Below are 25336 nucleotides of genomic sequence, written 5' to 3'. Positions count from 1 at the left end.
ATTACCCCCCGTGGTTGGCTTCATGCTTCAGCACCTCATTAATCAGCGCAGTCGCAGCGTGAATTTTTATTTCAACGTCAGCTAACGAGTGAGCCGGGGAAATAATGGCCTTCTGTGCGTCAGCCAAAAGGTGGGCGATTTGTTCGCGGGTGTTTTCGGTGGTGAATTCGTTCATTGGTGTCTCCTTAGTCCTTCCAGATGTAGCGGTAACGGCTGGCTTGATTGCCTGCGCCTCGTTTAACCAGTTGCAATACGTCATCAGCACAAAGGGCATACAGCACCTTGCTAGCGTCGGTGAAATGCAATCCGATCAATTCCCCGGCCTGCCTGGCTGAGATAAAGAACGGATCGTCGCCTGCGTTTTTCTGAAGCTGCCGACAGATACGGCAGAGAAGAATTGTTTTTTCTCCATACCCCAATTGCGAAAGGCTCGCGGGTAGGTCGTCATTCATGTCGATTTCTCCAAGTATTCGATTCAGCACAGAGCCATAGGGAAATTGGACGCTTTCCCATGCCCTTTGAAAGTCACCCCAGGATTCGGAAAAGTCCGATGTGCCGATGTAGGGCAATGCCTGCCTATGCCAGTCGGTGATGATTTCGCGTAGCTCTGCCTTAGTCGCGGCCGGCTGAGTGCCTTTCAGATAGCGGGCCAACTCGAAAAGCCGCTTGTTTCTCTGGCCGATTGCTTCAGGGATAAAGGCACTACCTACAGAAGAGACAGAAGAGACTGAAGATGACTGCTGTGTCATCTGTTTCTTCTGTAGGTCTGGAGGCAATAAATCCTGAAGGTGATACTCACCCGGCGTCGAGTCGATTACATGAACCATGTACGGCTCAGACTTGCGGTGAATGAATCCAGGCAGGCGCAGAACCCGGGAGCGATCAGAACAACTCGCATCGGCCTTGTACTTGGTGATAAGTTGCTTCAATGCAGGCTCGCATTGATCAAGGCCACAGTCGGCAACACGCCAATAGGCATGAAACCGACCAGGACTACTTTCCACGGTGATATGCGGCGGCGTAGCGGCTTTTTGCAGCGGTTCAAGAGGTGCGCCATCAAGATCGACAAATAACGCCCGTATGCGCGTTATATCGGCCTTGGTGCGCCCCTTTCCGTTCGTCTGATTCACGGTGACGAAGATCCCGGCACCTTGCTCATTCAGTTTGGACAAGGTGTCCTTGTGCTGCTCCAGGCTACCGAATAGTCGCCGGGTCAATTTCTTGTTTCCCGGCTTCCCATCGTCGAAGGTCTGAAAACAGAACTCGTCGGAATCTTCATCAAGTGCCGTTAGGAACGACTGAGCTTGATTGAGATTAGGGGTCATCAAGCGCCCTCGATGATCCAGTAGCGCAGGACACGCACTCCACGCTCAGTAAAGCGGCAAGGTACTGTTTCCCACTGGCTAATTAGCTTGCTGCCGTAAATGCTGCGAATAACGGCTACGGTGCTATTAAGGCAGGTGTCGCCAAGCCTGGCGGCCTCGAATCGGTTCAAGCCGTGCGGTAGGTGAAGCGCCGCTATTACGCGATCAATCTTCGTGGTACGCTTAGATTTGGTAGATGTTTGTTGAGCCGCTTCGCCCTGGCAGGGGCTGGCGGCTTTTTCTTTGGTGGTCATTGCGGCCACCTCACTTACCGGCATTAGCAGCAAGCCATTGTTCGTAACGGCTCTGGCTGATAAGGATGCGCTTCCCTGCTTTGACGCAGCAGTTAGCGAGTCCGTTCTCGTAGCGGTGGCGAAGTTGCCAGCGCAACAGCGGAACGGTTAAGACCTGGGGATTTACCTCAACAAGTCCCTCAATGGTTTTGAGGTCGTTGATGGTGATTACTTCTGTGTTGCTGTTTTCCATCTTGTACTCCTACGTGGTGTGTTGCGGTAGGAGTCAAGATACTTTTCGCTAAATATGTTCGCCGAAAGATAAGAACGATTTTTGCTAGAAATCTTGCGGTCGGTAATATTCCCAGTAGTCAGAGCTATTCAGGTCAGCACGAATTGTTGCATCGGTAATGGTTTCATCTCCAGTAAGGAGATAGAGAAATTTAACCAGATTCTCCATGGAGTGTCTTGCACCATTCCCATATAGAGATCCAACTACACGCCCAAGTAATTTCTGTCTTAATGCAGATTTGCTATGTATCTTACGCGGTCCTTTTCTTGGTTCTGCTTGGCTAACAAGATTCGCTAGTGAATTTAGAATTACATGAATCGGAGGGAGACCAAGACCAATATACATTTTTGGGTTCCGCTTTTTCTTTTCTGCTATTTTAATAAATTCAGGGTGAGTTGTTTTTAGGGCTTTTTCTGTGTATTCGTCAGGAATAAATGCAGACAAGTTTGTTGGAATATCTGGGTTTCCATAGTGTTTAGATAGCTTAATAGACAGCCTCTTGGCTAAATCAACAATCTCGTCTCGATCATCATTGAATTCTTTATTTGTTTGTCGCGGCGATCTATACCAATCCTCAATCACCAAGCTAATAGAATTCCATGGATAAACAATGTCTATCTCTCCAATCCACTCCCAAACCGATCTAGCATTATCGTCATTGCATAGTGAATAAATGATTTTTTTGTAGTGATCTATATAGCTAATATATTGATCCCATGATGAAAACTGCTTAGATTCAGCAAGTTGTTTTTTTTCAATTGCAGATGGGTTTCGCTTCTTTGTTTCCTCTTCAAACGAAACGATATCTTCGTAAATCCTTACTAGATATTCTGGTGCCCATGGTTGCATAGCGATCCTTCCTCGCTCCTTCGTTAAGTGCCACCCCCAGGCCGGTGAAGGTTTCCGGCTTTTCGCTCCGTCGAGCTAGGGGGGGCTTACCCGGTTAATGCTTGGCTTCGGTATCGCCAGCCAGGAGCATGCGGCATAGCGCGGATTCTGCGATCTCGGCAAGTCCTTGGGTGTGGTGCTTGAATGCCTCTACTGCTTCGAACATTTGCAAGAACGCTTCCGGCTCGTTGTCCCGCAGTTCGCGGAGCTTGTCGGATGAAGTGGCACAAGCGAGCAGGGCTAAGCGCCGTTGTTGGCCTCTGTCTTTTGCTGACTGCTCCAGGCTTTCAACTTGTTCCGCTGTGAGTGCCGGTTCGAACTTGGCAGATGCTTCTTCGGTAAAATTGACGTTAGGCATGATTAACTCCTATCAGTTGATTGTGTTTAGGGCTGGCCTTGCGTTGCAGTCGCTTGGCTTGCCCGTTTTGCCTGAGTCCGTCAGGCGGCGGTGTTGCTCTGTTTATCGTCGTCCTCGGCCAGTAGCTTCTGAGCTACATCAACGGCATCCTGTGCGGCGAGGTGGGTATATCGCTTAAGCATAGACAATGTTTTATGGCCGGTGATATTCGCCGTCTGTGCGATGTTTGCGCCCTTCTTGAGCAGCTTGGTAGCAACCGTGTGGCGGGTAGAGTGCAAAACAACTTGGTCTAGCGGGTCTTCTCGATCCTGATAGAGTCCGGCGCGGATGCGTACCTGCTTCCAGCTTTCCCCGATGTTCATGGGCTTGCTAGGGTGCTTTGGATCAAAGAAGACGTAATCAGAGGAAATCGGTTTGATCTTCTGCGCAGCGGCCAAAGCTGCCTTTACGTCAGAGACCAAAGGAAGCGCCCTAGCCTCGTCGTTCTTCGTCTTCGAAATTACCGCGATTGATTCATCAAGATGGACGCTCTCCCACTTGAGCTTCAAAACCTCGGACTTTCGCGCCCCTGTGGTCAGACACATGCGCAGGAATAGGCGCATCATCGGCCAGCGTGATTGATCTGCTGCGGCGTATATACGCTGTTCTTCGTCGGCGTTTAGGATGCGCCGCCGTCCTCCACTTTCCTTGAGCTTCTTAACCTTCCCGCCCTTGATTGGGTGGGCATCGATGATTTCAAGGTTCAGCGCGTAGTTGAGAATGCTGGATAGGCTGGCCAGATAACGATTAACGGTAGCTGGCGTGATTACCTTGTCGGTGGTGCGCTTGCCGTCAAATGATCCTCTAACCACGTTGCGCACCTGTAGGGCGCCTACCCCGGCATTGATGTCGGCTCGGGTAATGGAATTGATCTTGCGCCCTTTAAAGCGCTCATTCCAGAAATCTAGGTGTGATGGGTGCCAGTATTTCGTACCGCGAACAGGGGGAGCCTTTACGAAGGTTTCGACAACCTCGGAGAACAACGGCCCACTTCCGGACGAAAGCGCCTTAAGCGCATCTTGGTTTTCGTTCTCGGCTATCCAGTCTTTAGCCTCCTGGCGAGACTTGCAGACCTTTGACGAACCGACAGACTTGCCATTTACCTTGCGGCGAACGAAAGCGCGATAGACAACGACCTTCTTACCGTTGCGATCTACCTTCTCCTGCTTGGTGATGGAACCCATCCGGACAACCTCCAAGAGTAAGAACTGAACGGATTACACACATTTACACACCAACGTGTCTAATCTGTTGATAATTCTACACTCCTGAGTGATTTTAAGTCCGGTATGTCTACCAATTCCATCACCCGGGCGGATGCATCCTATATTCTGGCGCCCCGATATGAAAAAGGGAAAGCGCCTTGCGCTTTCCCTTTGAATTTGGAGCGGGAAACGAGTCTCGAACTCGCGACCTCAACCTTGGCAAGGTTGCGCTCTACCAACTGAGCTATTCCCGCAAATTTTTTGGAGGCGCGGGCCGGAGTCGAACCGACCTACACGGATTTGCAATCCGGTGCATAACCGCTTTGCTACCGCGCCCCGCCTTCACTACTACATGTTCGACTGGAGCGGGAAACGAGTCTCGAACTCGCGACCTCAACCTTGGCAAGGTTGCGCTCTACCAACTGAGCTATTCCCGCGCCGAACAGAGCGCGCATTATAGGCCATACAAGGAGGAAGTCAACATCCAACGCCTATTTTTCTGCACTCCTTTTCGCGATTTCCGGCCAGGCCATGCGCAAGTAGTAGCCCATCGACCACAGCGTCAGCAAAGCTGCGATCCAAATCAACCAGTTACCGACTTCCTTCATATCGAAGCCAGCCAGGGTGTCGTAGTAAAGGAGCATCGGCAAGGCAAGCATCTGGGCCGTGGTCTTGACCTTGCCCAGCATCGACACGGCAACACTTTTTGCGGCACCGATCTTGGCCATCCATTCGCGCAGTGCTGAAATCGTGATTTCCCGGCCGATGATGATCATCGCGACGATGGCGTCAGCCCGGCCGAGTTGCACTAGAACGATCAGCGCCGCAGCGACCATCAACTTGTCGGCGACTGGGTCGAGAAAGGCGCCGAAGGCTGATGTCTGATTCAGCTTGCGCGCCAGATAGCCATCCGCCCAATCAGTCAGGGCCGCAGCGCAAAACAGCAGCGTTGCCGCCAGATCGCGTTCATGCTGGGTGACCCAACCAGGGGGTAGGTAATAAGCCGCAATCAGTAAGGGTATGGCTACGATGCGTAGCCAGGTGAGCAGGATGGGGAGATTGAAAGGCATGCTTCAGTGTAATGCGGAATAAATGTTTTCGGCCAATTCCCGGCTGATTCCCGGAACTTCTGCGAGTTGCTCAGCCGTTGCGGTCAACACTCCGGGCAGTCCGCCGAATCTGGCAACCAGCGCTTTGCGGCGGGCCGGGCCAACACCGGGTAGGCTTTCCAATGTGGACGTCTTTCTAGCCTTGCTGCGCTGAGCTCGATGACCCGTGATCGCGAAACGGTGAGCTTCGTCCCGAACCTCTTGAATCAGGTGGAGCGCTGGGTGGGAGGACGGCAGGTTCAGCGGCTCCCGGTCGTCGGGGAAGATCAACGTTTCGAGGCCGGGCTTGCGTTCCTCGCCCTTGGCGACGCCGATCATCGGCAGGTGCGTCAGCCCGAGGTCGGCGAGCGCAGCAAATGCAGAAGCAACCTGCCCCTTGCCACCGTCGATCAAGATCAGGTCAGGCGCCCTCCCCTCGCCCGACGCGATGCTGTCGTAACGCCGGCTAACAGCCTGGCGCATGGCGGCATAGTCATCGCCAGGCTGGATATCGCGAATGTTGAAGCGGCGATAGTCGCTCTTCTTCATCCGATTCCCCTCATAGACGACGCAAGAGGCGACGGCCGCTTCGCCCATCGTATGACTGATGTCGAAGCATTCGATACGGGTGATCGGATCGGCAAGTTGCAGCGCCTCCTGCAGGGCAGCCAGCCGCATTTCCTGCTGGGCGCTGGCCTGATTGCGGGCAAGGATGGCCAGACGGGCGTTCTGCAACGCCATATCGACCCAAGCCTTCTGGGTCAGGGTGCGCGCCTCTTGGAGTGGCACCGCGCGACAGGCCAATTCAGCCAGGGCCGCCTCGCATTCGCTTCGTTCATCCTCGGCTGGCGAGGGATGGACCAGGATGCGAGCCGGCGCCGGATGGGCGGCATAGTGCTGACGAATGAAGGCGGCCGTAGCGTCCGCCGCTTCCGACTCGCCGGCATTGATCGGAAAGAACGGCCGGTCACCCAGGTGCCGTCCGCCCCGGATCATCGCCAGATTGACGCACAACTGCCCCGCCTCCTTCAGCGCGACCAGCACGTCAACATCCTCACCCTTGGCGCTGGAAACGAACTGTTTTTCCTGAACCTGATGCAAGGACTGGATCTGGTCACGGAATATCGCGGCCTGCTCGAAGGCGAGGCGGCTGGACGCCTCCTCCATGGCCTTGGTCAAGCGACGTGTCACTTCCTGCTGCTTGCCGAGCAGGAACATGGCCGCCATCTGAACATCGGCGGCGTAGTCGTCGCGACTAATCAAGCCGACGCAGGGAGCGCTGCAGCGCTTGATCTGGTATAGCAGGCAGGGGCGTGAGCGATTGGTGAACACGCTCTCCTCGCAGGTACGCAGACGAAACATCTTCTGCAGCAGGTGGATGCTGTCGCGCACGGCCCACGACGACGGGTAGGGGCCAAAATAATCTGCCTTGCGATCGGGATTGCCCCGGAAGAACGCCAGCCGCGGGAACTGTCCCTTGCTCAGGATGATGTAGGGGTAGGATTTGTCGTCGCGGAACAGGATGTTGTATCGCGGCGCCAGCGACTTGATCAGATTGTTTTCGAGGATCAGCGCTTCTGCTTCGGTACGAGTTGAGGTCGTCTCGATGTGCGCAATCTGGCTCACCATGTGTGCAATGCGCGGACTCGACAGGTTTTCCCGGAAGTAGGAAGCAACCCGTTTCTTCAGGTTCTTCGCCTTGCCAACGTAGAGAACCGCACCGTCGGCACTAAGCATGCGGTACACACCCGGCAGATCGGTCAGCGTGGCAAGGAAGGCCTTGGCGTCGAAGCTCATGAAAAACTAGTTGATCAGCGCGGCGACCCCGGCGAATACCGCCTCGAAACTCTCCCGCGTCAGGCGGCCGGTGCGCCAGTTATAGCCGCTGCAATGATAGCTGTCGACCAGCACCCGGCTGTCCGGCAAGGCATGGCGGACGTTGTGGCCGAATGCGTATTCCTTGACCTTGAGGCCGTAAGACCAGAGCAGCGCCTGATGGGCAATGGCCCCCAGCGCGACGATGACCTTCAGCTGGGGCATGGCCTCAATCTCTTCCCGCAGGAAGCGATTGCACTGGCGAATCTCGGGGGTTGTCGGTTTGTTGGCGGGCGGCAGGCAGCGGACCGCATTGGTGATCCGGCAGTTGCTCAGGCTCATCGCCGGATTGGCCCAGCCATCGGACCCGAGCGGCGCAGGGCTGCTGGCGAATCCGAAACGATGCAAGGCCGGATAGAGCAATTCGCCGGCGACATCCCCGGAAAACGGACGGCCTGTGCGATTGGCCCCTTTTTCCCCGGGGCCCAGGCCAACGACCAGCAACTGCGCATCCAGTGAACCAAAGGCTGGAACAGGGCGGGCATGCCAATCCGGGTCGCGCTGACGAATCATGGCCAGATGCTCGGCCAGGCGCGAGCAGGCGGTGCACGCGATGGGGTCTTCAAATCTCGACATGGCCGGGATGTTAGCATGGCGCCCATGCAGCTTCATTGGGACATCTTTTGCCGGGTCATCGACAATTACGGCGACATCGGCATTTGCTGGCGACTCGCCCGGCAACTGGCGGCTGAGCACGGCCGGCAAGTCAGGCTTTGGGTGGACGACCTGGGCAGTCTTCAGCCCCTCTGTCCGATTGTAGACCCGGCACGTGAACGGCAATCGGCGCAAGGTGTCGAGATACGGCACTGGGGTAATCAGTTCGCAGCTGAACCGTGCGCCGAGGTGGTTATCGAGGCCTTCGCCTGCGAATTGCCCGAGGCTTACCTGCAGGTCATGGCCAGGACCGAACGCAAGCCCTGCTGGGTCAATCTGGAGTATCTGACCGCCGAACCCTGGGCTGAGGAATGGCACGGCATGGCCTCCCCTCACCCCACCCTGCCACTCACCAAATATTTTTTCTTTCCCGGATTCTCCGGACGCTCCGGTGGTTTGCTGCGCGAGGCAGGATTGCTGGCAGAGCGGGATGCTTTCCTGAGGCGCTTGCCTCCGCGCGATCATCTCGAAATTAGTCTTTTCTGCTACGACACAGCGCCGGTCGGCGCCCTGCTTGACGCCCTGGCTGCCTTGCCGGGGACTTCGATGGTCCATGTGCCGCCCGGCAAACCCCTGCAGGCCGTCACCCGACATCTTGGCGGCATGCCCCCCTGGCTGCACGGCCAGGCGCGCATCGAAGCACTTCCTTTCCTGCCGCTTGACGAATACGACCGCCTGCTCTGGCAATGCGACATCAACTTTGTGCGCGGCGAAGATTCTTTCGTGCGGGCCCAGTGGGCGGGCAAGCCCTTCGTCTGGCAAATTTACGAGCAGGATGAAGAGGCTCATCTGGCCAAGCTTGCGGCTTTCCTTGACCGCTACTGCGTCAGAATGGATGCCGATCTCGCAAAAGTTACACGAAACCTCTTCACTGCCTGGAACGGTGAGACTACCGATCTGGCTTCGGCATTGCACGGCTTCATCGACAAACGCGATGCCCTGGCGAAAACCAGCCTTGCCTGGAGCCAACACTTGGCCGCCCAAGCTGACTTGGCTTCCACGCTCGTCAAATTCTGTGCCGCCAGGGTATAATTTAACGTTTTTCTTTTTCTGACTTAGAGACTCCCGAATGAAGACCGCACAGGAACTCCGCTCTGGCAACGTGATCATGGTCGGCAACGATCCGCTCGTTGTCCAGAAGACCGAATACAACAAGTCCGGCCGTAACGCCGCCGTCGTCAAGATGAAGCTGAAGAACCTGCTGACGGGCGCTGCTTCGGAAGCCGTTTACAAAGCCGACGACAAGTTCGAACAAGTCATCCTCGACAAGAAGGAAGTCACCTACTCCTACTTCGCCGACCCGATGTACGTGTTCATGGACGCCGAATACAACCAGTTCGAGGTGGAAGCCGAGAACATGGTCGACGCGCTGAAGTACCTGGAAGACGGCATGCCGTGCGAAGTGGTCTTCTACGACGGCAAGGCCATTTCTGTCGAATTGCCGACCATGCTGGTCCGCGAAGTCGAATATACCGAGCCGGCCGTCAAGGGCGATACCTCCGGCAAGGTGATGAAGCCGGCCCGTATCAAGCCGACTGGTTTCGAACTGCCGGTTCCGGCTTTCGTTGAAATTGGTGACAAGATCGAAATCGACACCCGTACCGACGAGTATCGCAGCCGTACCAAGTAAGCGTCAGCTTTTCGGCAGGACTTGAATCGGGCAGCTTCGGCTGCCCGATTGCATTTCAGGCCATCAATCGGCTGATAGTCAGCAAGGCCGATTGATAATTCGGTTCAGCCTGAAGTTCCTCCCAGGATTTTGCCGGCGCCGTGGCGAGCAAGGCCTTGATACGTCGGCTACGGTGAGCATCGACCGCCGGTTTCCAGTTGGCCAGCACCTGACCGACGGCGTCCGGTGCATTACAGACGAGCAGCATGTCGCAACCGGCCGCATACGCCGTCTCGACCCTGGCCAGCATATCGCCAACGACACCAGCACCGGCCATCGACAAATCGTCGGTGAAAACCACACCGTCAAACCTAATCTGATTTCTCAAATAATCGATCCATTTATTTGAAAATACAGCTGTATTGCAATCCATGCAGTTGTAGATAACATGGGCGGCCATGATCCCGTCGAGGCCAAGCTGCCGGTAGGGTTCAATATCCTCCTGCATGGTCTCGAATGCCCGGTCATCGACGGGCAATTCGACGTGCGAATCCGGGACGACGTAGCCATGCCCCGGAAAATGCTTGCCGCAGGTTCCCATGCCGCCTTGCCTCAGCCCCTCGCCCAATGCTGCGGCCAGCGCGACGACCGCCTCAGGACGGCGGTGAAAGGCACGGTCACCAATGACGCGCGATGGACCGTAGTCGAGGTCGAGCACCGGGGTGAACGAGTAATCGACGCCACGAGCCCGTAATTCGGCTGCCAGCACATAACCGACTTGCCGGGCAGCCTCGCAGCCCTTTGCCGCATCGCTGTCCCACAACCGCCCCAGGGCAGCCATCGGCGGCAGCCGGGTAAAGCCGTCACGAAAACGCTGAACACGCCCGCCTTCATGATCGACGGCAATCAACAAAGCCGGTGAACGCAGTTCATGAATGGCTGCCGTCAGGGCTGTCAGTTGTACTGGATCGACATAGTTACGCGAAAACAGGATGATGCCGCCAACCAGAGGGTGGCAGAGACGTTCGCGGTCCAGATCGGTCAATTCGGTACCGGCGATGTCGATCATCAGCGGCCCGAGCGGGAGTTCCTTCATGCTTGCTCCAGAATGACGTAGGCGACGGCGTAGTCCGCTTCGTCACTGATCGAAAGGTGGGCTATCAGATGCTTTTCTTCCAATAGTGCCGCTAGCGCCGGGGAAAACGTCAGAATCGGCTTACCCAGATCGTCATGCCCGATTGCAATCGCCGGCAGTGTCGCCGGCGGCCGGATTCCCGTGCCGAGGGCCTTGCTGAAGGCTTCCTTGGCGGCAAAGCGCTTGGCCAGGAAGCGCCCCTTGTCGGCGGCCCGGGCGAATTCCGCAATTTCCTGAGGAGCCAGTATCCTTTCCACGGCCCGTTCGCCGTGCCGCTCCCACAGACCACGCAGGCGGGCCACCGCGGCAATGTCGGTGCCGACGCCGTGGATCATTCGCCGATTTGCGCCGCTTCGCGCATCAAGGCTTTCATTTCCCGTACTGCCTCACGCAGACCAACAAAAACCGCCCGGCTGACGATGGCATGGCCGATGTGCAATTCGCGGATGCCGGCCAAGCGGGCAACCGGCTGCACGTTGTAGTAATTCAGCGCATGGCCGGCATTGAAGCGCATACCCAGCTCACGGATCACCTGCCCGGCCAGGCGAATCTTGTCGAGTTCGGCCAGCACCGCCGGGGCTTCGGTATCGCGTCCCTGGTCATGGAAGGCATGGGCATAGGGCCCGGTATGAATCTCGCAAACCCGCGCCCCAATCCGGGCAGCCGCCTCGATCTGAGCAGGATCGGCATCAATGAAGACGCTGGTTACGATGCCGGCGTCGGCCAAACGGGCGATGACTGTTTTCAGACGATCTTCCTGAGCCAGGATATCAAGACCGCCCTCCGTCGTCACCTCGTGCCGGCCCTCAGGGACGAGCATGGCCATTTCCGGCTGCAATCCGCAGGCGATACCGATCATTTCGTCGGTAGCGGCCATTTCCAGGTTCAGCTTGATCTGCGTCGTGTCGCGCAAACGCCGCACGTCAGCATCCTGAATGTGCCGGCGATCCTCGCGCAGGTGCACGGTGATTCCGTCAGCTCCGGCCAGATGGGCCTCGACTGCGGCCCAGACCGGATCCGGTTCGTAGGTTCGGCGTGCTTGGCGGATGGTTGCGACGTGGTCGATATTGACGCCCAGTTCGATCATAACTCCTGCATCTCCTTGAATAGTTTGCGGGTTTCCAGTTCCTTGCCGGCCAGATAGTACGCCATCAGGGTGCGCATCAAAGTCTTCGCCTCCTGACGCGAACGCGGGTCGGAAAAATCTTCGGCATCAAGATCGAGCAGTGTCTTGCCGATCACCACCTGCGCCGCACTGCTCTCCGACGACAGACGAACCGGCCCCTGCTCGATCAAGTAAGTGTAGTGCGCCCCGGCAGCAATCGGGACTCCAGTACTGTCATGGGTCAGGGTCAGGCCATAGCCGAGTTCCTGCAGCAAGGCTTTCTCGAAACTGCGCAAATCGGCCTCATGGACCTTACCGGCCGGGTCGGCCGCCAAGCGTTTGAGCATTTCGGCATAGCTGGCAAACAGTCGCTCATGCGCGTCCTCGCGCGGCAGAAGGTGGATCAGCAGTTCGTTCAGGTAATAGCCGCAGAACAGCGCTTCGCCAGCCAGGAGCGGCTGCCCCCCCTGCCATTCGGCTTTCATCAGGGTGAGCACCTCCCCCTTGCCGGCCCAGCCGATCTCCAGCGGCTGGAATGCCATCAGCAGTCCACGTATGGCGGAACGCGGCCGGCGTGCACCGCGGGCGAGCAAGGCCAGCCGCCCGAAATCGCGGGAAAACACTTCGACAATGAGGCTGGTTTCCCGAAAGGGATGGGTGTGCAGAACGAAGGCGGGCTGGCCGTCGACCTTGCTGCGCTGGTTCATTCGTAGCCGAGGCTTTTCAGCAGGCGCTCGTCATCGTTCCAGCCGGATTTGACCTTGACCCACACTTCCAGATAAACCTTGCCGTCGAACAGTCGCTCCATGTCCTGCCGCGCCTCGCTGGCGATGCGCTTCAGCGATTCACCGCCCTTGCCGATGACGATGGCCTTGTGATTCTCGCGATCGACGACAATGGCAGCGTAGATGCGACGAACCGCGCCCTCGACCTCGAATTTCTCGATTTCAACGGCTGTCGCATAGGGGAGTTCGTCACCGAGCAGGCGGAAAACCTTCTCACGGATGTATTCGGAAGCCAGAAAACGCTCGCTCTTGTCGGTCAGATCATCTTCCGGGAACATCAGGCCCTCGTTGGGCAGATGCTTGCGAGCTTCGGCCAACAGCTCATCCGTCTGGCGCCCCTTGGCGGCGCTGACCGGAACGACGGCGGCGTAGTCGAAATCGGCCGCGACGGTCGCCAGGAATGGCAACAAGGCGTTGCGCTCCTTGAGTTGATCGGTCTTGTTGATCACCAGCACGACCGGCCGATCCTTGGGCAGCAGGCGGACGACCGCCTTGTCCTTGGCATCGTAGCGCCCGGCCTCGATGACAAAGAGCACAAGATCCACGTCGTTCAGCGTCTGCGTGACACCGCGATTCATCGCCCGGTTCAGCGCATTGGAAAACTTGGTCTGAAAACCCGGCGTATCGACGAAGACAAACTGCGCATCATCCGTGGTCAGGATGCCGGTGATCCGATGACGCGTGGTTTGCGCCTTGCGCGAGACGATGCTGATCTTTTCGCCAATCAGGCGGTTAAGCAATGTGGACTTACCGACATTGGGGCGGCCAACGATGGCGATGTAGCCGGAGCGGATTTTTTTCATGCGTGTAGTTCTTTCAAGGCTTGTTCGGCAGCTACCTGCTCGGCGATACGCCGACTGGGGCCATGCCCGAGGGTGCGCAAGGCGGGAGATTCGATCTCGCAGGCCACCTCGAAGCGCTGGTCGTGCGCCGCGCCGGTCGTTTCCAGCACGTGATAGCGTGGCAAGGGCTTCTTCCGACCCTGCAGCCATTCCTGCAGGCGGGTCTTGGCATCCTTCTGGAACTGGCCCGGCTTCAATTCATCGAGCAAGGGAGAGTACAGCCTTTCGATGACCGCCTGCGCTGCCGAAAACCCGGCATCAAGATAGATCGCGCCAAACAGCGCTTCCAGTGCATCCGCCAGGATGGAGGGGCGCTGCGCGCCCCCACTTTTCAACTCACCTTCGCCAAGGCGCAAGAAATCACCCAGTTTCAGGTTAAGCGCGAGGCGGTGCAGGGAATCCTGACGCACCATGTTAGCCCGCAAGCGGGAAAGGTCGCCTTCCGGCAATGTTGGAAAACGATGGAACAAGGAGGCGGCGATGACGCAATCGAGAATGCCGTCACCAAGAAACTCTAGGCGCTCGTTGTTCGGCGTTCCGAAACTGCGATGCGTCAGGGCAGTCCTCAGTAACGCTTCGTCGGAAAATACGTGACCGAGCTTCCGGGCAACGGATTGCGCAGTCATACCTCAGGATCCAGCGGTTGAGCCCTTGTAATCGATCAGCAGTGAGACGTTCCAGAACAGCGGAATACGCTTTTCATACGCAAACTCGATGACGATCTTGCCGCCATCCTTGCTCACGTCGAGATCGCTGGACTTGAAATCCAGCATGTCGATTTCGGCAAACTTGTCAAACGTGCGCCGCACATCGGCCACTGTCGACTCCGGGCCAACCTGATTGACCGTCGCCTTGGCATCCTTGAGGATTTTCTGGTACTCGATGAACGTGGGAGCTACCTTCATGCCGAGAACGGCAACCAGCACCAGAATGATGCTCCAGAACAACAGCCCGGACAGAGCTACGCCACCTTGTTTTTTCATTTGTCTCCCCTTATTTGAAGGAACCAATGCGGCCGAAATCGCTGAAGTTCAACCAGATGAAGAACGCCTTCCCGACAATGTTTTCCTCGGGAACAAATCCCCAGGCCCGGCTATCCCGACTGTTATCACGGTTATCGCCCATCATGAAATAGTGTCCCGGTGGAACCGTGCAAACGACACCTGCTGCATTGTAGGTGCAATTTTCCCGGTGCGGGAAGCGCGCTGCATCCGGAATGAATGCCGGAGCGTCCGCATCGTTCAAGGCACGATGTTCGACCTCGCCCAGTTTTTCCTGGAACTGCTCCGAATAGTAAAGACGTTCGGGATGCAGGTAGTCCCCTGTTTTTCGCGTAGGAACCGGCTGGCCGTTGATCACCAGCTTTTTGTTCTGGTAAGCCACCGTATCGCCCGGCAGGCCGACGACACGCTTGATGTAATCGAGCGAAGGATCTTCCGGATAGCGGAAGACCATCACGTCGCCGCGTTGCGGCTGGTTGATATCGATAATCTTCCTGTTGATGACCGGCAGGCGGATACCGTAGGTGAATTTGTTCACCAGAATGTAGTCGCCAACCAGCAAGGTCGGAATCATGGAACCCGATGGGATCTTGAAGGGTTCGAAGAGGAACGAGCGCAAGACGAAGACGATCAGGATCACCGGGAAGAAACTGGCGCCCCACTCAACCCACAACGGTTCCTTGGCATCCTTGACACGCAACTTGCGGAACTTGAGCACATCCACCGCATACAACACACCGGTAATGACCAGCAGGACGAACAGGATCAGTGCGAAATTCATTGGGTATTCCAGGGTTCCTAGTTATCGACACGCAGGACAGCAAGGAAGGCTTCCTGCGGAATTTCGACGCTGCCAACCTGCTTCATGCGCTTCTTGCCCGCCTTTTGCTTTTCCAGCAGCTTCTTCTTGCGGGTGATATCGCCGCCGTAACACTTGGCCAGCACGTCCTTCCGCATCGCCTTGACGTTTTCGCGGGCGATGATGTGCGAACCGATGGCTGCCTGGATCGCGACATCGTACATCTGGCGCGGAATCAATTCGCGCATCTTGGAAGCCAGCTCGCGGCCGCGATATTGCGAATTGGAGCGGTGCACGATCAACGACAACGCATCGACCTTCTCACCGTTGATCAGGATATCGAGCTTGACCACGTCGGCCGCACGATATTCCTTGAAATCGTAATCCAGCGAGGCGTATCCGCGTGAGCAGGATTTCAGCTTGTCGAAGAAATCCATCACCACTTCGGCCATCGGCATCTCATAGACCAGTTTCACCTGACGGCCGTGGTAGTGCATGTCGACCTGATTGCCACGCTTCTGGTTGCACAGGGTGATGACAGCGCCCAGGTAATCCTGCGGCACGAAGATGGTTGCCTCGATGATCGGCTCACGAACCTCCTCGACCTTCGACACTTCCGGCAACTTGGCCGGGTTCTCGACCTGGATGATCATGCCGTCGCGCTGCACAACCTCATAGACGACGGTCGGGGCCGTAGTGATCAGATCCTGATCGAATTCACGCTCCAGGCGCTCCTGCACAATCTCCATGTGCAGCAGGCCGAGGAAGCCGCACCGGAAACCGAAACCCAGCGCCTGGGAGACTTCCGGCTCGTATTGCAGGGAAGCATCGTTGAGCTTGAGCTTTTCCAGCGATTCACGCAGCGAGTCGTATTGGTTCGATTCGACCGGGTAGAGACCGGCGAATACCTGCGGCTTGATTTCCTTGAAGCCGGGCAGCGGCTCTGCCGCCTTGCGATCGACCGTGGTGATCGTGTCGCCAACCTTGGCCGCCTTCAGTTCCTTGATGCCTGAAATGACAAAGCCGACCTCGCCAGCCCGCAATTCCTCACGCTGCACTGATTTCGGCGTAAATACACCGACCTGCTCGCACAGCTGCTGTGCACCGGTCGCCATGAAATAGAGCTTGTCCTTGGGGCGCATCACGCCATCAACGACACGCACCAGCATGACGACACCAACATAGTTGTCAAACCAGGAGTCAATGATCAAGGCCTTGAGCGGTGCTTCGGCATCGCCCTTCGGCGGCGGCACCCGGGCGACCACGGCTTCCAGGATATCCTCGACCCCCAGACCGGTCTTGGCCGAGGCCAGTACGGCATCGGTGGCATCGATACCGATCACGTCCTCGATCTCCTGGCGGGCGTTGTCCGGATCGGCAGACGGCAAGTCGATCTTGTTCAACACCGGGACCACTTCGACATCCAGTTCGATCGCCGTGTAGCAGTTGGCCACAGTCTGCGCCTCGACACCTTGGGAGGCATCGACCACGAGCAGCGCACCCTCGCAAGCCGACAACGACCGGGAAACCTCGTAGGAAAAGTCCACATGTCCCGGCGTGTCGATCAGGTTCAGGTTATAAACCTTGCCGTCACGCGCCTTGTAGCTCAACGCTGCTGTCTGCGCCTTGATCGTGATGCCGCGCTCGCGCTCGATGTCCATCGAGTCAAGCACCTGGGCCTCCATTTCGCGATCGGACAAGCCGCCGCAGAGATGGATGATCCGGTCGGCCAGCGTCGATTTGCCGTGGTCGATGTGGGCGATGATGGAGAAGTTTCTAATGTGATCCATTGCTGCCAGTAAAAAAGGGCGCTGTCCGGCGCCCTTCCCTTTTCAGAAGACCCTGAATTCTAGCGGATTCCCGACAAATATTCACGGGTTTTGGCTTCGTCCAGAAAGTAGTGGCAAAGCTCGGTTTCTCCATGCAACAAGACCGGCACCAACTCGTCGTACCGGGCTTCCAGATCAGGGTTGGCGTCCACGTCGACGATGGTGACCTGGGCACCGAATTCCTCGGCCAGAGGTTTAATCGCCACCTCCATGTCATGGCACAGGTGGCAATAACCACGGCTGATCAGGGTCAATTCAATTCCCACCGTTAAGGCCCTTGATGGTGATGAAGGTTTGAATCTCGCCACGCCGAATGAGCAGTGTGACGGCACTGCCCTTGTCGAACTGGGACAACAGCTTGTTGAACTGCTCGACGCTCCGAACCTCGGTCGTTGCACCCCGGCTGATCAGGGCAATGATGACATCGCCGGCGCGCAAATCGGAACGGGCGCCAATACCGCGCACATCCTCGATCACTATACCCGAAGCCATCTTGAGTTCGCGCTTTTGCTCGGCAGTCAGTTCGCTGACAATCAGCCCCAGACGATTGGGTGTCTGCTCGGCCGGCTTACTGCCCTTTTGTGATCGGGCGCCACCTTGCCTATCCTCGATCATTTCGCCGACGACGACCGCCACATCGCGCATGGTTCCCTTGCGCCAAACTTGAACCGAGGAGCGCGTTCCCGGTCTCGTCGAACCAACCAGGCGAGGCAGGTCGGCCGACGTATTGATCGCCTTGCCATCGAACTTCAGGATCACGTCGCCAGCCTCAATACCGGCCTTTTCGGCTGGTCCGCCCTTTTCGACGGAATTCACCACTGCTCCCATCGCCCGGTTTAACCCCAGTGAGTCTGCCAATTCCTTGTTGACTTCCTGAATAACCACGCCTAGACGCCCCCGACTGACCTTGCCGGAAGCGCGCAACTGGCTTTGGATATCCATGGCCACATCGATCGGAATGGCGAAGGACACCCCCATGTATCCACCACTGCGGCTGTAAATCTGGGAATTGATGCCGACCACCTCACCTCGCATGTTGAACAAGGGGCCACCTGAATTCCCCGGATTGATCGCGACGTCGGTCTGGATGAAGGGAACATAGTTTTCCTGTGGCAGGGAACGCCCCTTGGCAGAGACGATACCGGCCGTGACGGAATTGTCGAAGCCAAAGGGTGAGCCGATGGCCACCACCCACTCCCCAACTTTCAACTGCGCCGGATCCCCCAGTCTGACCACCGGCAACCCGCTGGCTTCGATCTTGATCAAGGCCACATCGGTTCGTTTGTCCGCACCAATGATCTTCGCCTTGAACTCGCGCTTGTCAGTCAGGCGGACAGTCACTTCGTCGGCCCCCTCGACCACGTGCGCATTGGTCAGAATGTAGCCATCCCCGCTGACGATGAAGCCGGAGCCAAGCGACTTGTTCTCGAAATCACGCGGCACTCCCCCACCTGGAACCCTTGGAATGAAACGCTTGAAGAACTCAAAAGCCGGATCGTTCTCATCGAACGGAAACGGCATCATTTGGGCCTGACCGCGAACGACTTGAGTCGTGCTGATATTGACGACGGCCGGCCCCTGTTTTTCAGCCAATTCGGAGAAATCAGGCAAGCCCCGGGTTTGGGCAAAGGCGCAAGAGGCCAGTAGCCAGAGAAAAAAAAGGCTAGCAAGACGATTCATGCCCATGGCAACCTCCGGAATCTGCTACAAACGGGAAACAATCTGCGGGCGGCTATCCAGGCCGGAAGTGTAGGCATCACGGTTGGATCGTCCCCGGACATAGGCAAATGCGGCCCCCAGACCAGCCAGAGCCCCGAGCATTCCACCCATCTCGCCAAACAACTGCATGCCGACGATGGCACCACCAATCATCCCGAGCAGCGGGACACCGTAGGCCAGATTAGCCGTCTTTCGGACGCTACCGGGCACCGTGGCGATGACCACCTTGTCACCGACATGCGCTCCGATCGTGTTGTCCGCCTCGTAGGTCCGCGGTCCGCTGCAAAACATCTGCGTCAGTTGCTGCCCGCCACAACCTCCCTCTTCATGGCAACGCCCACACCCTCCCTGCTCGACTTCGATCAGAGCCCTACCATCTTCCAGCGCCCGAACGGTGCCACGGACGGTGATCAGTTCATCATTCATGCCTACCAACGCTTGTCTGGTGCCGTATCGAGCAAAGGCCGCAACTTGTTGGCAACCGCTTCGCGCGCCCGAAAGATGCGCGAACGCACCGTACCGATCGGACAATTCATGATTTCGGCGATTTCCTCATAGGAAAGGCCTTCCAGTTCGCGAAGCGCGATGGCAGTGCGCAATTCTTCCGGTAGCGAATCCATCGCAGCGTTGACCGTTTGGCCAATCTGCTTCGACAACAAGAGGCTTTCCGGTGTGTTGATGTCGCGCAGTTGCGATGCATCCTCAAAGGTTTCTGCCTCTTCCGAATCGAATTCCGTGGTGGTCGGGGCTCGCCGGCCCTGCGAAACAAGATAGTTCTTCGCCGTATTGATGCCAATGCGGTAAAGCCAGGTGTAGAAGGCACTTTCGCCGCGGAATGAAGGCAAGGCGCGGTAGGCCTTGATGAAGGCCTCTTGCGAGACATCCTCGACTTCGGCGGCATCGCGAATGAAACGCGACAACAAACGCCCCAGCTTTCGCTGGTACTTGCTCACCAACTGGTCGAAGGCGTGCTGATCTCCGCCTTGCGCCCTTTCGACCAGCAACTGATCGATTTCGCGCTCACTCATGGCTCTGTTTCCCTGAGGGTATTGATTGGTATCTTTATCGGAAAGCAGTATAGCGCACGGAATTTCGGCTGAAGACAGGTATCTGCTCTTAATTGTGACCGAGTGTAACGGGAGGAATCGTTTGCTGCGTGCTATATTTCGTGCCAAACAAACCAAGAAGAGAACAGCCGTGCAGAAATTCGACGTCCTGATCATTGGTAGCGGTCTCGCTGGGCAATCTGCCGCGCTTCGCCTTGCTCCGCACTGTCGCGTGGCTTTGGTCAGCAAGCGTAGCCTGGAAGATTCGGCTTCCGGCTGGGCGCAAGGTGGGATTGCTGCTGTACTCGATAGCCAGGATTCAGTCGAAGCTCACATCCGCGATACGCTGGTAGCGGGAGCTTGGCTCAACGACGAAAAGGCGACCCGATTCGTCGTCGAAAATGGCCGTCGCGCCATCGAGTGGTTGATCGAGCAAGGCGTCCCTTTCACTCAGGACGCGGCCGGCTACCACCTGACCCGCGAAGGGGGGCATAGCGCCCGTCGTGTCATTCATGTCGCCGATGCTACCGGACTGGCCGTGCAGGACACTTTAACCAAGAAAGTTCGTGCCAACCCCAACATCACGATCCTGGAAGATCACATTGCGATCGACCTGATCACTGGCGAAAAACTTGGCCTGCCAGACAAGCGCTGCTATGGCGCCTACGTACTGAACAACCGTACCGGCGAAGTCATCACCATCGGTGCCACAAATACGCTCATTGCAACTGGCGGGGCCGGCAAGGTTTACCTCTATACCACCAACCCGGACACCTCAACAGGCGATGGCATCGCGATGGCTTATCGCGCGGGTTGTCGCGTAGCCAACATGGAGTTCATCCAGTTCCACCCGACTTGCCTCTATCACCCGCAGGCAAAGTCATTCCTCATTTCCGAGGCTGTGCGCGGTGAAGGCGGGCTGCTGAAACTTCCCGATGGAACGCGCTTCATGCTCGAGCATGACGAACGCGCCGAACTGGCCCCCCGCGACATCGTTGCCCGTGCGATCGATTTCGAAATGAAAAAACGGGGCCTTGACTGCGTTTTCCTCGATATTTCACACAAGGGCGAAGAATTCATCCGTAGCCACTTCCCGAATATCCACGCCCGATGCCTCGAGTTAGGTATCGATATCACGCGTGATCCGATTCCGGTGGTGCCGGCTGCACATTACACCTGCGGCGGGGTGGTCAGCGACCTGCACGGGCGGACTGACGTGGCCGATCTCTATGTTGCCGGCGAGGCTTCCTGTACTGGGCTGCACGGCGCCAACCGCCTGGCATCGAACTCTCTGCTTGAGTGCCTGGTGTTCGCTGAAGCGGCAGTAAATGATATTTTGAGCAAACGGGCGGAATCACTCCCCAAACTTCCGCAATGGGATGAAAGCCGGGTTACCGATGCCGACGAGGAAGTCGTCATCTCTCACAACTGGGATGAATTGCGACGCTTCATGTGGGACTACGTGGGCATCGTGCGCACCACCAAACGACTGAAGCGCGCCCAACACCGCATCGGTTTGCTGAAGCGCGAAATTGATGAGTTCTACGCCAATTTCAAGGTTAGCCACGACCTGATCGAATTGCGCAATCTCGTCGTCACGGCCGACCTTATCGTTCGGTGTGCCATGCAGCGCAAGGAAAGCCGCGGCCTGCACTTTTCCCGGGACTATCCTGAACTGGCGATCAAGGCCAGAAACACCGTTCTTAGACGTCGCTTCCCTGTACCGGGTTGAATTTGGCGCGCCAGCGCAGAAATACGCGCAAACGACGAAAATCACCTGGTTCCATCATGTCGCCCGAGACCAGAAGCGAGTGCCGCTCGCCCTGCTCTTCCTGCAGGCGAAGAACCGTCAGCCAGGGATGAACGGTCGCGCCAGGTAAAGCCCTGACATTCCGGAATTCATCCTGGCCGGAAACAGCGATGCGTATCCTGCCATCGCGCTCCAACCGGATTGCCGCCAGACGCGGGGATAGCTGGAGATAGGCAAGCCAACCAGCCAGCAAGGCAACGATCAGACAGCCCACGCGTATCGCCGACGCTACCGGCCAGGCCATGAGCAGGCTGATCGTCAACAGCAATACAAACAGCAGTGCACGATCCAGAAAGTGCGAACGGTGCAGACCGATGGTCATCGGAAACTGCACCGTTCCTACCCCTTTAGCAAAAGGGTCAGACGCGCTTGAAGACCAGCGAGCCGTTGGTACCGCCAAACCCGAAGTTGTTCTTCAGCGCCACATCGATCTTCATCGGCCGCGCCTTATTGGCGCAGTAATCCAGGTCGCACTCGGGATCCTGGTTGAAGATGTTGATCGTCGGCGGCGAGATCTGGTGGTGAATCGCCAACACGGTGAACAGCGATTCGACACCGCCGGCACCGCCCAGCAGATGGCCTGTCATCGACTTGGTCGAGTTCACGACGATCTTGTAGGCAGCGTCGCCAAAAGCTGCCTTGATGGCATCGGATTCGTTCTTGTCACCCAGCGGCGTCGAGGTGCCATGGGCATTGACGTATTGCACGTCAGACGGCGCGACACCCGCATTTTTCAGGGCATTGACCATGGAACGACGCGGGCCGTCCATATTCGGTGCGGTGATATGGTAAGCATCGGCGCTCATGCCATAACCGGCGACCTCGGCGTAGATCTTCGCGCCGCGCGCCTTGGCATGTTCGTACTCTTCCAGTACCAGAACCCCGGCCCCCTCGCCCAGCACAAAGCCGTCGCGATCCTTGTCCCACGGCCGGCTGGCAGTAGCGGGATCTTCGTTTCGTGTCGACAAGGCGCGTGCCGCACAGAAACCGCCCAGCCCCAGCGGCGAAACCGTCGACTCTGCACCACCGGCGACCATCACGTCGGCATCGCCGTACTCGATGATGCGAGCAGCCTCGCCAATCGAGTGCGTACCGGTTGTGCAGGCGGTCACGATGGACAGGTTCGGCCCCTTGAAGCCGAACTCGATCGACAGGTTGCCGGAAATCATGTTGATGATGGAGCCCGGAACGAAGAACGGCGAAACCTTGCGCACACCAGCCGCATTGTATTCGTCCTTGGTTTCCTCGATCAGCGGCAGGCCGCCGATACCTGAACCAATGGCGACACCGACGCGCTCGGGGTCTGCCGCACCTTCCTTGTCCAGCCCCGCATCACGCACGGCCTGCATGCCGGCCGCCAGACCGTAATGGATGAACTTGTCCATCCGGCGGGCATCCTTGGCGGAGATGTACTGGGTGATATCGAAATTCTTGACTTCACCGGCAAACTGAACCGGAAAGGACGAGGTATCGAAACGAGTGATGGGAGCAATGCCAGAAACGCCGGCGATGATGTTCTGCCAGCCTTCTTCGACGCTGTTGCCGACCGGGGAAATCAAACCCAGGCCGGTGATGACGACTCTGCGACGTGCCAAGATGTGCACTCCGAAAGCAAATGTGGCAAGGCCGGCCATCAAGGCCGGCCTTGCCTGGTTCAAACCGGAATTGGCTTACTTCTTGTTAGCGAGGATGTAATCGACAGCCTGCTGCACCGTGGTGATCTTCTCGGCCTGGTCGTCCGGAATTTCACACTCGAATTCCTCTTCCAGAGCCATGACCAGCTCGACGGTGTCCAGGGAGTCAGCGCCCAGATCGTCCACGAAGGAGGACTCGTTCTTGATGTCCGCTTCGTTCACGCCCAGTTGTTCGGCGACGATCTTCTTGACGCGCTCTACGATGTTATCCATTCGAAAAACTCCTTCCCCTCGGGGGTACGAAAAAAAACGTTGAGATTTTACCAAAAGCCGAAGCTTCGGGAAATCAATCCATGAACATGCCGCCATTCACATGCACGGTGGTTCCCGTGACATACGAAGCAGCGGGAGAAACCAGGAAACCGACCGCCCCGGCCACATCTTCCGGCGTGCCGGCACGACCGAGCGGAATGGACGCCAGCATGGCGGCCTTTTGTTCCTCGGTCAAGGCATGCGTCATGTCAGTTGCGATGAACCCCGGCGCAACGCAATTGACCGTAATGTTGCGGCTGCCCAGTTCGCGGGCCAACGAGCGGCTCAGGCCGGCCACACCGGCCTTGGCCGCACAATAGTTCGCCTGGCCCGGATTACCGGAGTAACCGACGACAGAGGAAATATTGACGATACGACCGAAACGCGCCTTCATCATGCCGCGCATGACACCACGCGACAGGCGGAAAACAGCTTTCAGGTTGGTGTCGATCACCGCATCCCATTCGTCATCGCCCATCCGCATCGCGAGGTTATCGCGGGTGATGCCAGCGTTATTGACAAGGATGGTAATCGCACCCAATTCCTTGGCAATATCCGCCAGCACGGCATCTGTCTGAGCAGCATCGGTAACGTTCAGCACGATTCCTCTACCCTTGACGCCGGATTCGGTTAGGTAGGCAGAAATTTTCCCGGCACCATCCTCGCTGGTCGCCGTGCCGATCACTGTCGCCCCCTGCCTACCCAGCTCGAGGGCAATGGCACGGCCGATACCTCGGGTCGCACCGGTGACCAATGCAATCTTGTCGTTCAGCATGATTTCACTCCAGGCCCAGATTGGCTTCGATGGCAGCAGCATCGGCCAGCGCGAGGCCGGCAACGCCGTCGGCACAACGCTTGGTCAGTCCGGCGAGCACTTTCCCCGGACCACACTCGGCCACCGTAGTAATACCCATGGCCGCCATTTTCTGTACGGTCTCCACCCAACGCACCGGGTTATAAGCCTGGCGAACCAGAGCATCCTTGATTCGAGCGGGATCGCTCTCGATCTCGACATCGACGTTGTTGATGACCGGAATCAGGGGGGGCTGCAGCGTCAGTTCGGCAAGTCGGGCTGCCAGTTTGTCCGCAGCCGGACGAATCAGCGAAGAATGGAACGGCGCGGATACCGGCAGCGCCTTGGCCATCTTGGCGCCCCGCGCCTTGCAGGCCTCCATGGCCCGTTCGACAGCGGCCTTGTGGCCGGCGATGACGGTCTGGCCGTTAGCATTGAAATTGACCGGCTCGACAACTTCGCCCTGTGCTGCTTCGGTACAGGCGGCGGCGATGCCGGCGTTATCCAGTCCGAGAACGGCAGCCATCGCACCAGTGCCCAGCGGGACGGCTTCCTGCATGGCTGCAGCGCGCAGGCGAACGAGCGGCACCGCATCCTTGAGATCGATGACGCCGGCAGCAACCAGTGCCGAGTATTCGCCCAGGCTATGTCCGGCGACCACGGTGGGCATCTTGCCCCCCCTTTCGCACCATAGGCGCCACGCGGCAATACCAGCAGTCAGCATGACAGGCTGGGTATTCACCGTCTGTGCCAGGGCTTCGGCCGGACCTTCGGCGACCATTACCCACAAGTCGTCACCCAGTGCGGCAGATGCCTCGTCGAAGGTAGCGCGGACGATGGCAGCATCGCCATAGGCAGCCATCATGCCAACACTCTGAGAGCCCTGGCCGGGAAATACGAAAGCAAAGGACATCGATCAGT

31 protein-coding genes and 3 tRNA genes are annotated in these 25336 nt (G+C 57.4%); 3 read left to right on the top strand and 31 right to left on the bottom strand.

All coding sequences use genetic code 11. The features are described from left to right. Nucleotide 1: 1 nt before the first annotated feature. The 13 genes from K420_RS20530 to K420_RS0113245 all read right to left on the bottom strand — a co-directional run bounded on the left by K420_RS20530 (nucleotide 2) and on the right by K420_RS0113245 (nucleotide 7855). Nucleotides 2–175: a hypothetical protein gene (locus K420_RS20530; RefSeq protein WP_157275094.1), complete on the bottom strand. Its 174-nt coding sequence runs from the start codon at nucleotides 173–175 to the stop codon at nucleotides 2–4. Nucleotides 176–185: 10 nt separating this feature from the next. Further along, entirely contained in the window at nucleotides 186–1325 is a 1140-nt protein-coding gene (locus tag K420_RS0113290; protein ID WP_027458497.1) for a DNA-primase RepB domain-containing protein, read from the bottom strand. After that, on the bottom strand, nucleotides 1325–1618 hold the full coding sequence (locus K420_RS19015; protein WP_157275093.1) for a hypothetical protein: 294 nt from the start codon (nucleotides 1616–1618) through the stop codon (nucleotides 1325–1327). Before K420_RS19015 ends, K420_RS0113290 begins: the two co-directional genes overlap by 1 nt. Before the next feature lie 10 nt (nucleotides 1619–1628). Further along, on the bottom strand, nucleotides 1629–1850 hold the full coding sequence (locus tag K420_RS20200; RefSeq protein ID WP_084019661.1) for a hypothetical protein: 222 nt from the start codon (nucleotides 1848–1850) through the stop codon (nucleotides 1629–1631). Between the two features lie 84 nt (nucleotides 1851–1934). Further along, nucleotides 1935–2738, bottom strand: a complete 804-nt coding sequence (locus tag K420_RS20525; RefSeq protein ID WP_157275092.1) for a hypothetical protein — start codon at nucleotides 2736–2738, stop codon at nucleotides 1935–1937. A gap of 94 nt (nucleotides 2739–2832) precedes the next feature. Next, nucleotides 2833–3135 (bottom strand): hypothetical protein, encoded by a 303-nt coding sequence (locus K420_RS0113280; RefSeq protein WP_027458496.1) that lies wholly within the window; start codon nucleotides 3133–3135, stop codon nucleotides 2833–2835. A gap of 80 nt (nucleotides 3136–3215) precedes the next feature. Continuing rightward, nucleotides 3216–4358 (bottom strand): tyrosine-type recombinase/integrase, encoded by a 1143-nt coding sequence (locus K420_RS19010; RefSeq protein ID WP_051453132.1) that lies wholly within the window; start codon nucleotides 4356–4358, stop codon nucleotides 3216–3218. 199 nt (nucleotides 4359–4557) lie between these two features. After that, nucleotides 4558–4633 (bottom strand) — tRNA-Gly (locus tag K420_RS0113270). 8 nt (nucleotides 4634–4641) lie between these two features. Beyond that, nucleotides 4642–4715: transfer RNA gene (locus K420_RS0113265), tRNA-Cys, on the bottom strand. Nucleotides 4716–4740: 25 nt separating this feature from the next. Continuing rightward, nucleotides 4741–4816, bottom strand: a tRNA-Gly gene (locus K420_RS0113260). A gap of 54 nt (nucleotides 4817–4870) precedes the next feature. Beyond that, on the bottom strand, nucleotides 4871–5449 hold the full coding sequence (gene pgsA, locus K420_RS0113255) for a CDP-diacylglycerol--glycerol-3-phosphate 3-phosphatidyltransferase (RefSeq protein WP_027458495.1): 579 nt from the start codon (nucleotides 5447–5449) through the stop codon (nucleotides 4871–4873). 3 nt (nucleotides 5450–5452) lie between these two features. Then, entirely contained in the window at nucleotides 5453–7264 is a 1812-nt protein-coding gene (uvrC, locus tag K420_RS0113250; protein WP_027458494.1) for an excinuclease ABC subunit UvrC, read from the bottom strand. 6 nt (nucleotides 7265–7270) lie between these two features. Next, nucleotides 7271–7855: a uracil-DNA glycosylase gene (locus K420_RS0113245; protein WP_232422782.1), complete on the bottom strand. Its 585-nt coding sequence runs from the start codon at nucleotides 7853–7855 to the stop codon at nucleotides 7271–7273. Nucleotides 7856–7861: 6 nt separating this feature from the next. Here K420_RS0113245 and earP point away from each other — a divergent pair, with 6 nt between their 5' ends. Continuing rightward, complete coding sequence (gene earP, locus K420_RS0113240; protein ID WP_232422781.1) at nucleotides 7862–9028, top strand: elongation factor P maturation arginine rhamnosyltransferase EarP; 1167 nt, start codon at nucleotides 7862–7864, stop codon at nucleotides 9026–9028. Nucleotides 9029–9065: 37 nt separating this feature from the next. Beyond that, complete coding sequence (gene efp, locus K420_RS0113235) at nucleotides 9066–9626, top strand: elongation factor P (RefSeq protein WP_027458491.1); 561 nt, start codon at nucleotides 9066–9068, stop codon at nucleotides 9624–9626. A gap of 55 nt (nucleotides 9627–9681) precedes the next feature. Here the strand turns inward: efp and nagZ are convergent, their stop codons facing one another. Genes nagZ through rpoE form a run of 13 tightly spaced genes read right to left on the bottom strand, consistent with a single transcriptional unit; the run spans nucleotide 9682 to nucleotide 19848 of the window. Beyond that, nucleotides 9682–10674, bottom strand: coding sequence for a beta-N-acetylhexosaminidase (nagZ, locus tag K420_RS0113230; RefSeq protein ID WP_232422780.1), 993 nt, complete (start codon nucleotides 10672–10674; stop codon nucleotides 9682–9684). 23 nt (nucleotides 10675–10697) lie between these two features. After that, nucleotides 10698–11075 carry a holo-ACP synthase gene (gene acpS, locus K420_RS0113225; RefSeq protein ID WP_027458489.1) on the bottom strand — a complete coding sequence of 126 codons (378 nt, stop codon included), beginning with the start codon at nucleotides 11073–11075 and terminating at the stop codon, nucleotides 10698–10700. After that, nucleotides 11072–11827 carry a pyridoxine 5'-phosphate synthase gene (locus K420_RS0113220; RefSeq protein WP_027458488.1) on the bottom strand — a complete coding sequence of 252 codons (756 nt, stop codon included), beginning with the start codon at nucleotides 11825–11827 and terminating at the stop codon, nucleotides 11072–11074. The genes acpS and K420_RS0113220 overlap by 4 nt, the downstream gene beginning before the upstream one ends. Next, nucleotides 11824–12552: a DNA repair protein RecO gene (gene recO, locus K420_RS0113215; protein WP_027458487.1), complete on the bottom strand. Its 729-nt coding sequence runs from the start codon at nucleotides 12550–12552 to the stop codon at nucleotides 11824–11826. Before recO ends, K420_RS0113220 begins: the two co-directional genes overlap by 4 nt. Next, nucleotides 12549–13433, bottom strand: a complete 885-nt coding sequence (gene era / locus K420_RS0113210; RefSeq protein ID WP_027458486.1) for a GTPase Era — start codon at nucleotides 13431–13433, stop codon at nucleotides 12549–12551. The genes recO and era overlap by 4 nt, the downstream gene beginning before the upstream one ends. Then, complete coding sequence (rnc, locus tag K420_RS0113205; protein ID WP_027458485.1) at nucleotides 13430–14098, bottom strand: ribonuclease III; 669 nt, start codon at nucleotides 14096–14098, stop codon at nucleotides 13430–13432. The genes era and rnc overlap by 4 nt, the downstream gene beginning before the upstream one ends. Before the next feature lie 3 nt (nucleotides 14099–14101). Next, entirely contained in the window at nucleotides 14102–14455 is a 354-nt protein-coding gene (locus K420_RS0113200) for a DUF4845 domain-containing protein (protein WP_027458484.1), read from the bottom strand. A 10-nt stretch (nucleotides 14456–14465) separates the two neighbouring features. Beyond that, nucleotides 14466–15254: a signal peptidase I gene (gene lepB, locus K420_RS0113195; RefSeq protein ID WP_027458483.1), complete on the bottom strand. Its 789-nt coding sequence runs from the start codon at nucleotides 15252–15254 to the stop codon at nucleotides 14466–14468. A 17-nt stretch (nucleotides 15255–15271) separates the two neighbouring features. Beyond that, complete coding sequence (lepA, locus tag K420_RS0113190; protein ID WP_027458482.1) at nucleotides 15272–17062, bottom strand: translation elongation factor 4; 1791 nt, start codon at nucleotides 17060–17062, stop codon at nucleotides 15272–15274. 59 nt (nucleotides 17063–17121) lie between these two features. Beyond that, entirely contained in the window at nucleotides 17122–17355 is a 234-nt protein-coding gene (locus K420_RS0113185; protein WP_269746432.1) for a glutaredoxin family protein, read from the bottom strand. Between the two features lies 1 nt (nucleotide 17356). Continuing rightward, on the bottom strand, nucleotides 17357–18781 hold the full coding sequence (locus K420_RS0113180; protein ID WP_027458480.1) for a DegQ family serine endoprotease: 1425 nt from the start codon (nucleotides 18779–18781) through the stop codon (nucleotides 17357–17359). Nucleotides 18782–18805: 24 nt separating this feature from the next. Continuing rightward, nucleotides 18806–19246, bottom strand: a complete 441-nt coding sequence (locus tag K420_RS19005) for a SoxR reducing system RseC family protein (protein ID WP_051453130.1) — start codon at nucleotides 19244–19246, stop codon at nucleotides 18806–18808. Between the two features lie 2 nt (nucleotides 19247–19248). Further along, on the bottom strand, nucleotides 19249–19848 hold the full coding sequence (gene rpoE, locus K420_RS0113170) for an RNA polymerase sigma factor RpoE (RefSeq protein WP_027458479.1): 600 nt from the start codon (nucleotides 19846–19848) through the stop codon (nucleotides 19249–19251). A 169-nt stretch (nucleotides 19849–20017) separates the two neighbouring features. On the opposite strand from rpoE, the gene nadB reads away from it, so the two are divergent. After that, a complete protein-coding gene (nadB, locus tag K420_RS0113165; protein ID WP_027458478.1) occupies nucleotides 20018–21598 on the top strand; it encodes an L-aspartate oxidase in 1581 nt (526 codons plus the stop codon). On the opposite strand, the gene K420_RS0113160 is transcribed toward nadB, so the two are convergent. The 5 genes from K420_RS0113160 to fabD all read right to left on the bottom strand — a co-directional run bounded on the left by K420_RS0113160 (nucleotide 21570) and on the right by fabD (nucleotide 25328). Next, complete coding sequence (locus K420_RS0113160; RefSeq protein ID WP_027458477.1) at nucleotides 21570–21998, bottom strand: protein YgfX; 429 nt, start codon at nucleotides 21996–21998, stop codon at nucleotides 21570–21572. The two genes, nadB and K420_RS0113160, sit on opposite strands and share 29 nt — an antisense overlap. Nucleotides 21999–22035: 37 nt before the next feature. Next, on the bottom strand, nucleotides 22036–23271 hold the full coding sequence (gene fabF / locus K420_RS0113155; RefSeq protein ID WP_027458476.1) for a beta-ketoacyl-ACP synthase II: 1236 nt from the start codon (nucleotides 23269–23271) through the stop codon (nucleotides 22036–22038). Between the two features lie 75 nt (nucleotides 23272–23346). Further along, nucleotides 23347–23583, bottom strand: coding sequence for an acyl carrier protein (gene acpP / locus K420_RS0113150; RefSeq protein WP_027458475.1), 237 nt, complete (start codon nucleotides 23581–23583; stop codon nucleotides 23347–23349). A gap of 73 nt (nucleotides 23584–23656) precedes the next feature. After that, nucleotides 23657–24397, bottom strand: a complete 741-nt coding sequence (fabG, locus tag K420_RS0113145) for a 3-oxoacyl-ACP reductase FabG (protein ID WP_027458474.1) — start codon at nucleotides 24395–24397, stop codon at nucleotides 23657–23659. 4 nt (nucleotides 24398–24401) lie between these two features. After that, the gene (fabD, locus tag K420_RS0113140) at nucleotides 24402–25328 is read right to left on the bottom strand and encodes an ACP S-malonyltransferase (protein ID WP_027458473.1); all 927 of its coding nucleotides are present in this window, start codon (nucleotides 25326–25328) and stop codon (nucleotides 24402–24404) included. Nucleotides 25329–25336 lie beyond the last annotated feature (8 nt).

Source organism: Dechloromonas agitata is5, from assembly GCF_000519045.1.
Taxonomy (GTDB): Bacteria; Pseudomonadota; Gammaproteobacteria; order Burkholderiales; family Rhodocyclaceae; genus Azonexus; species Azonexus agitatus.
This window is presented reverse-complemented; position numbering and strand designations above follow the sequence as displayed.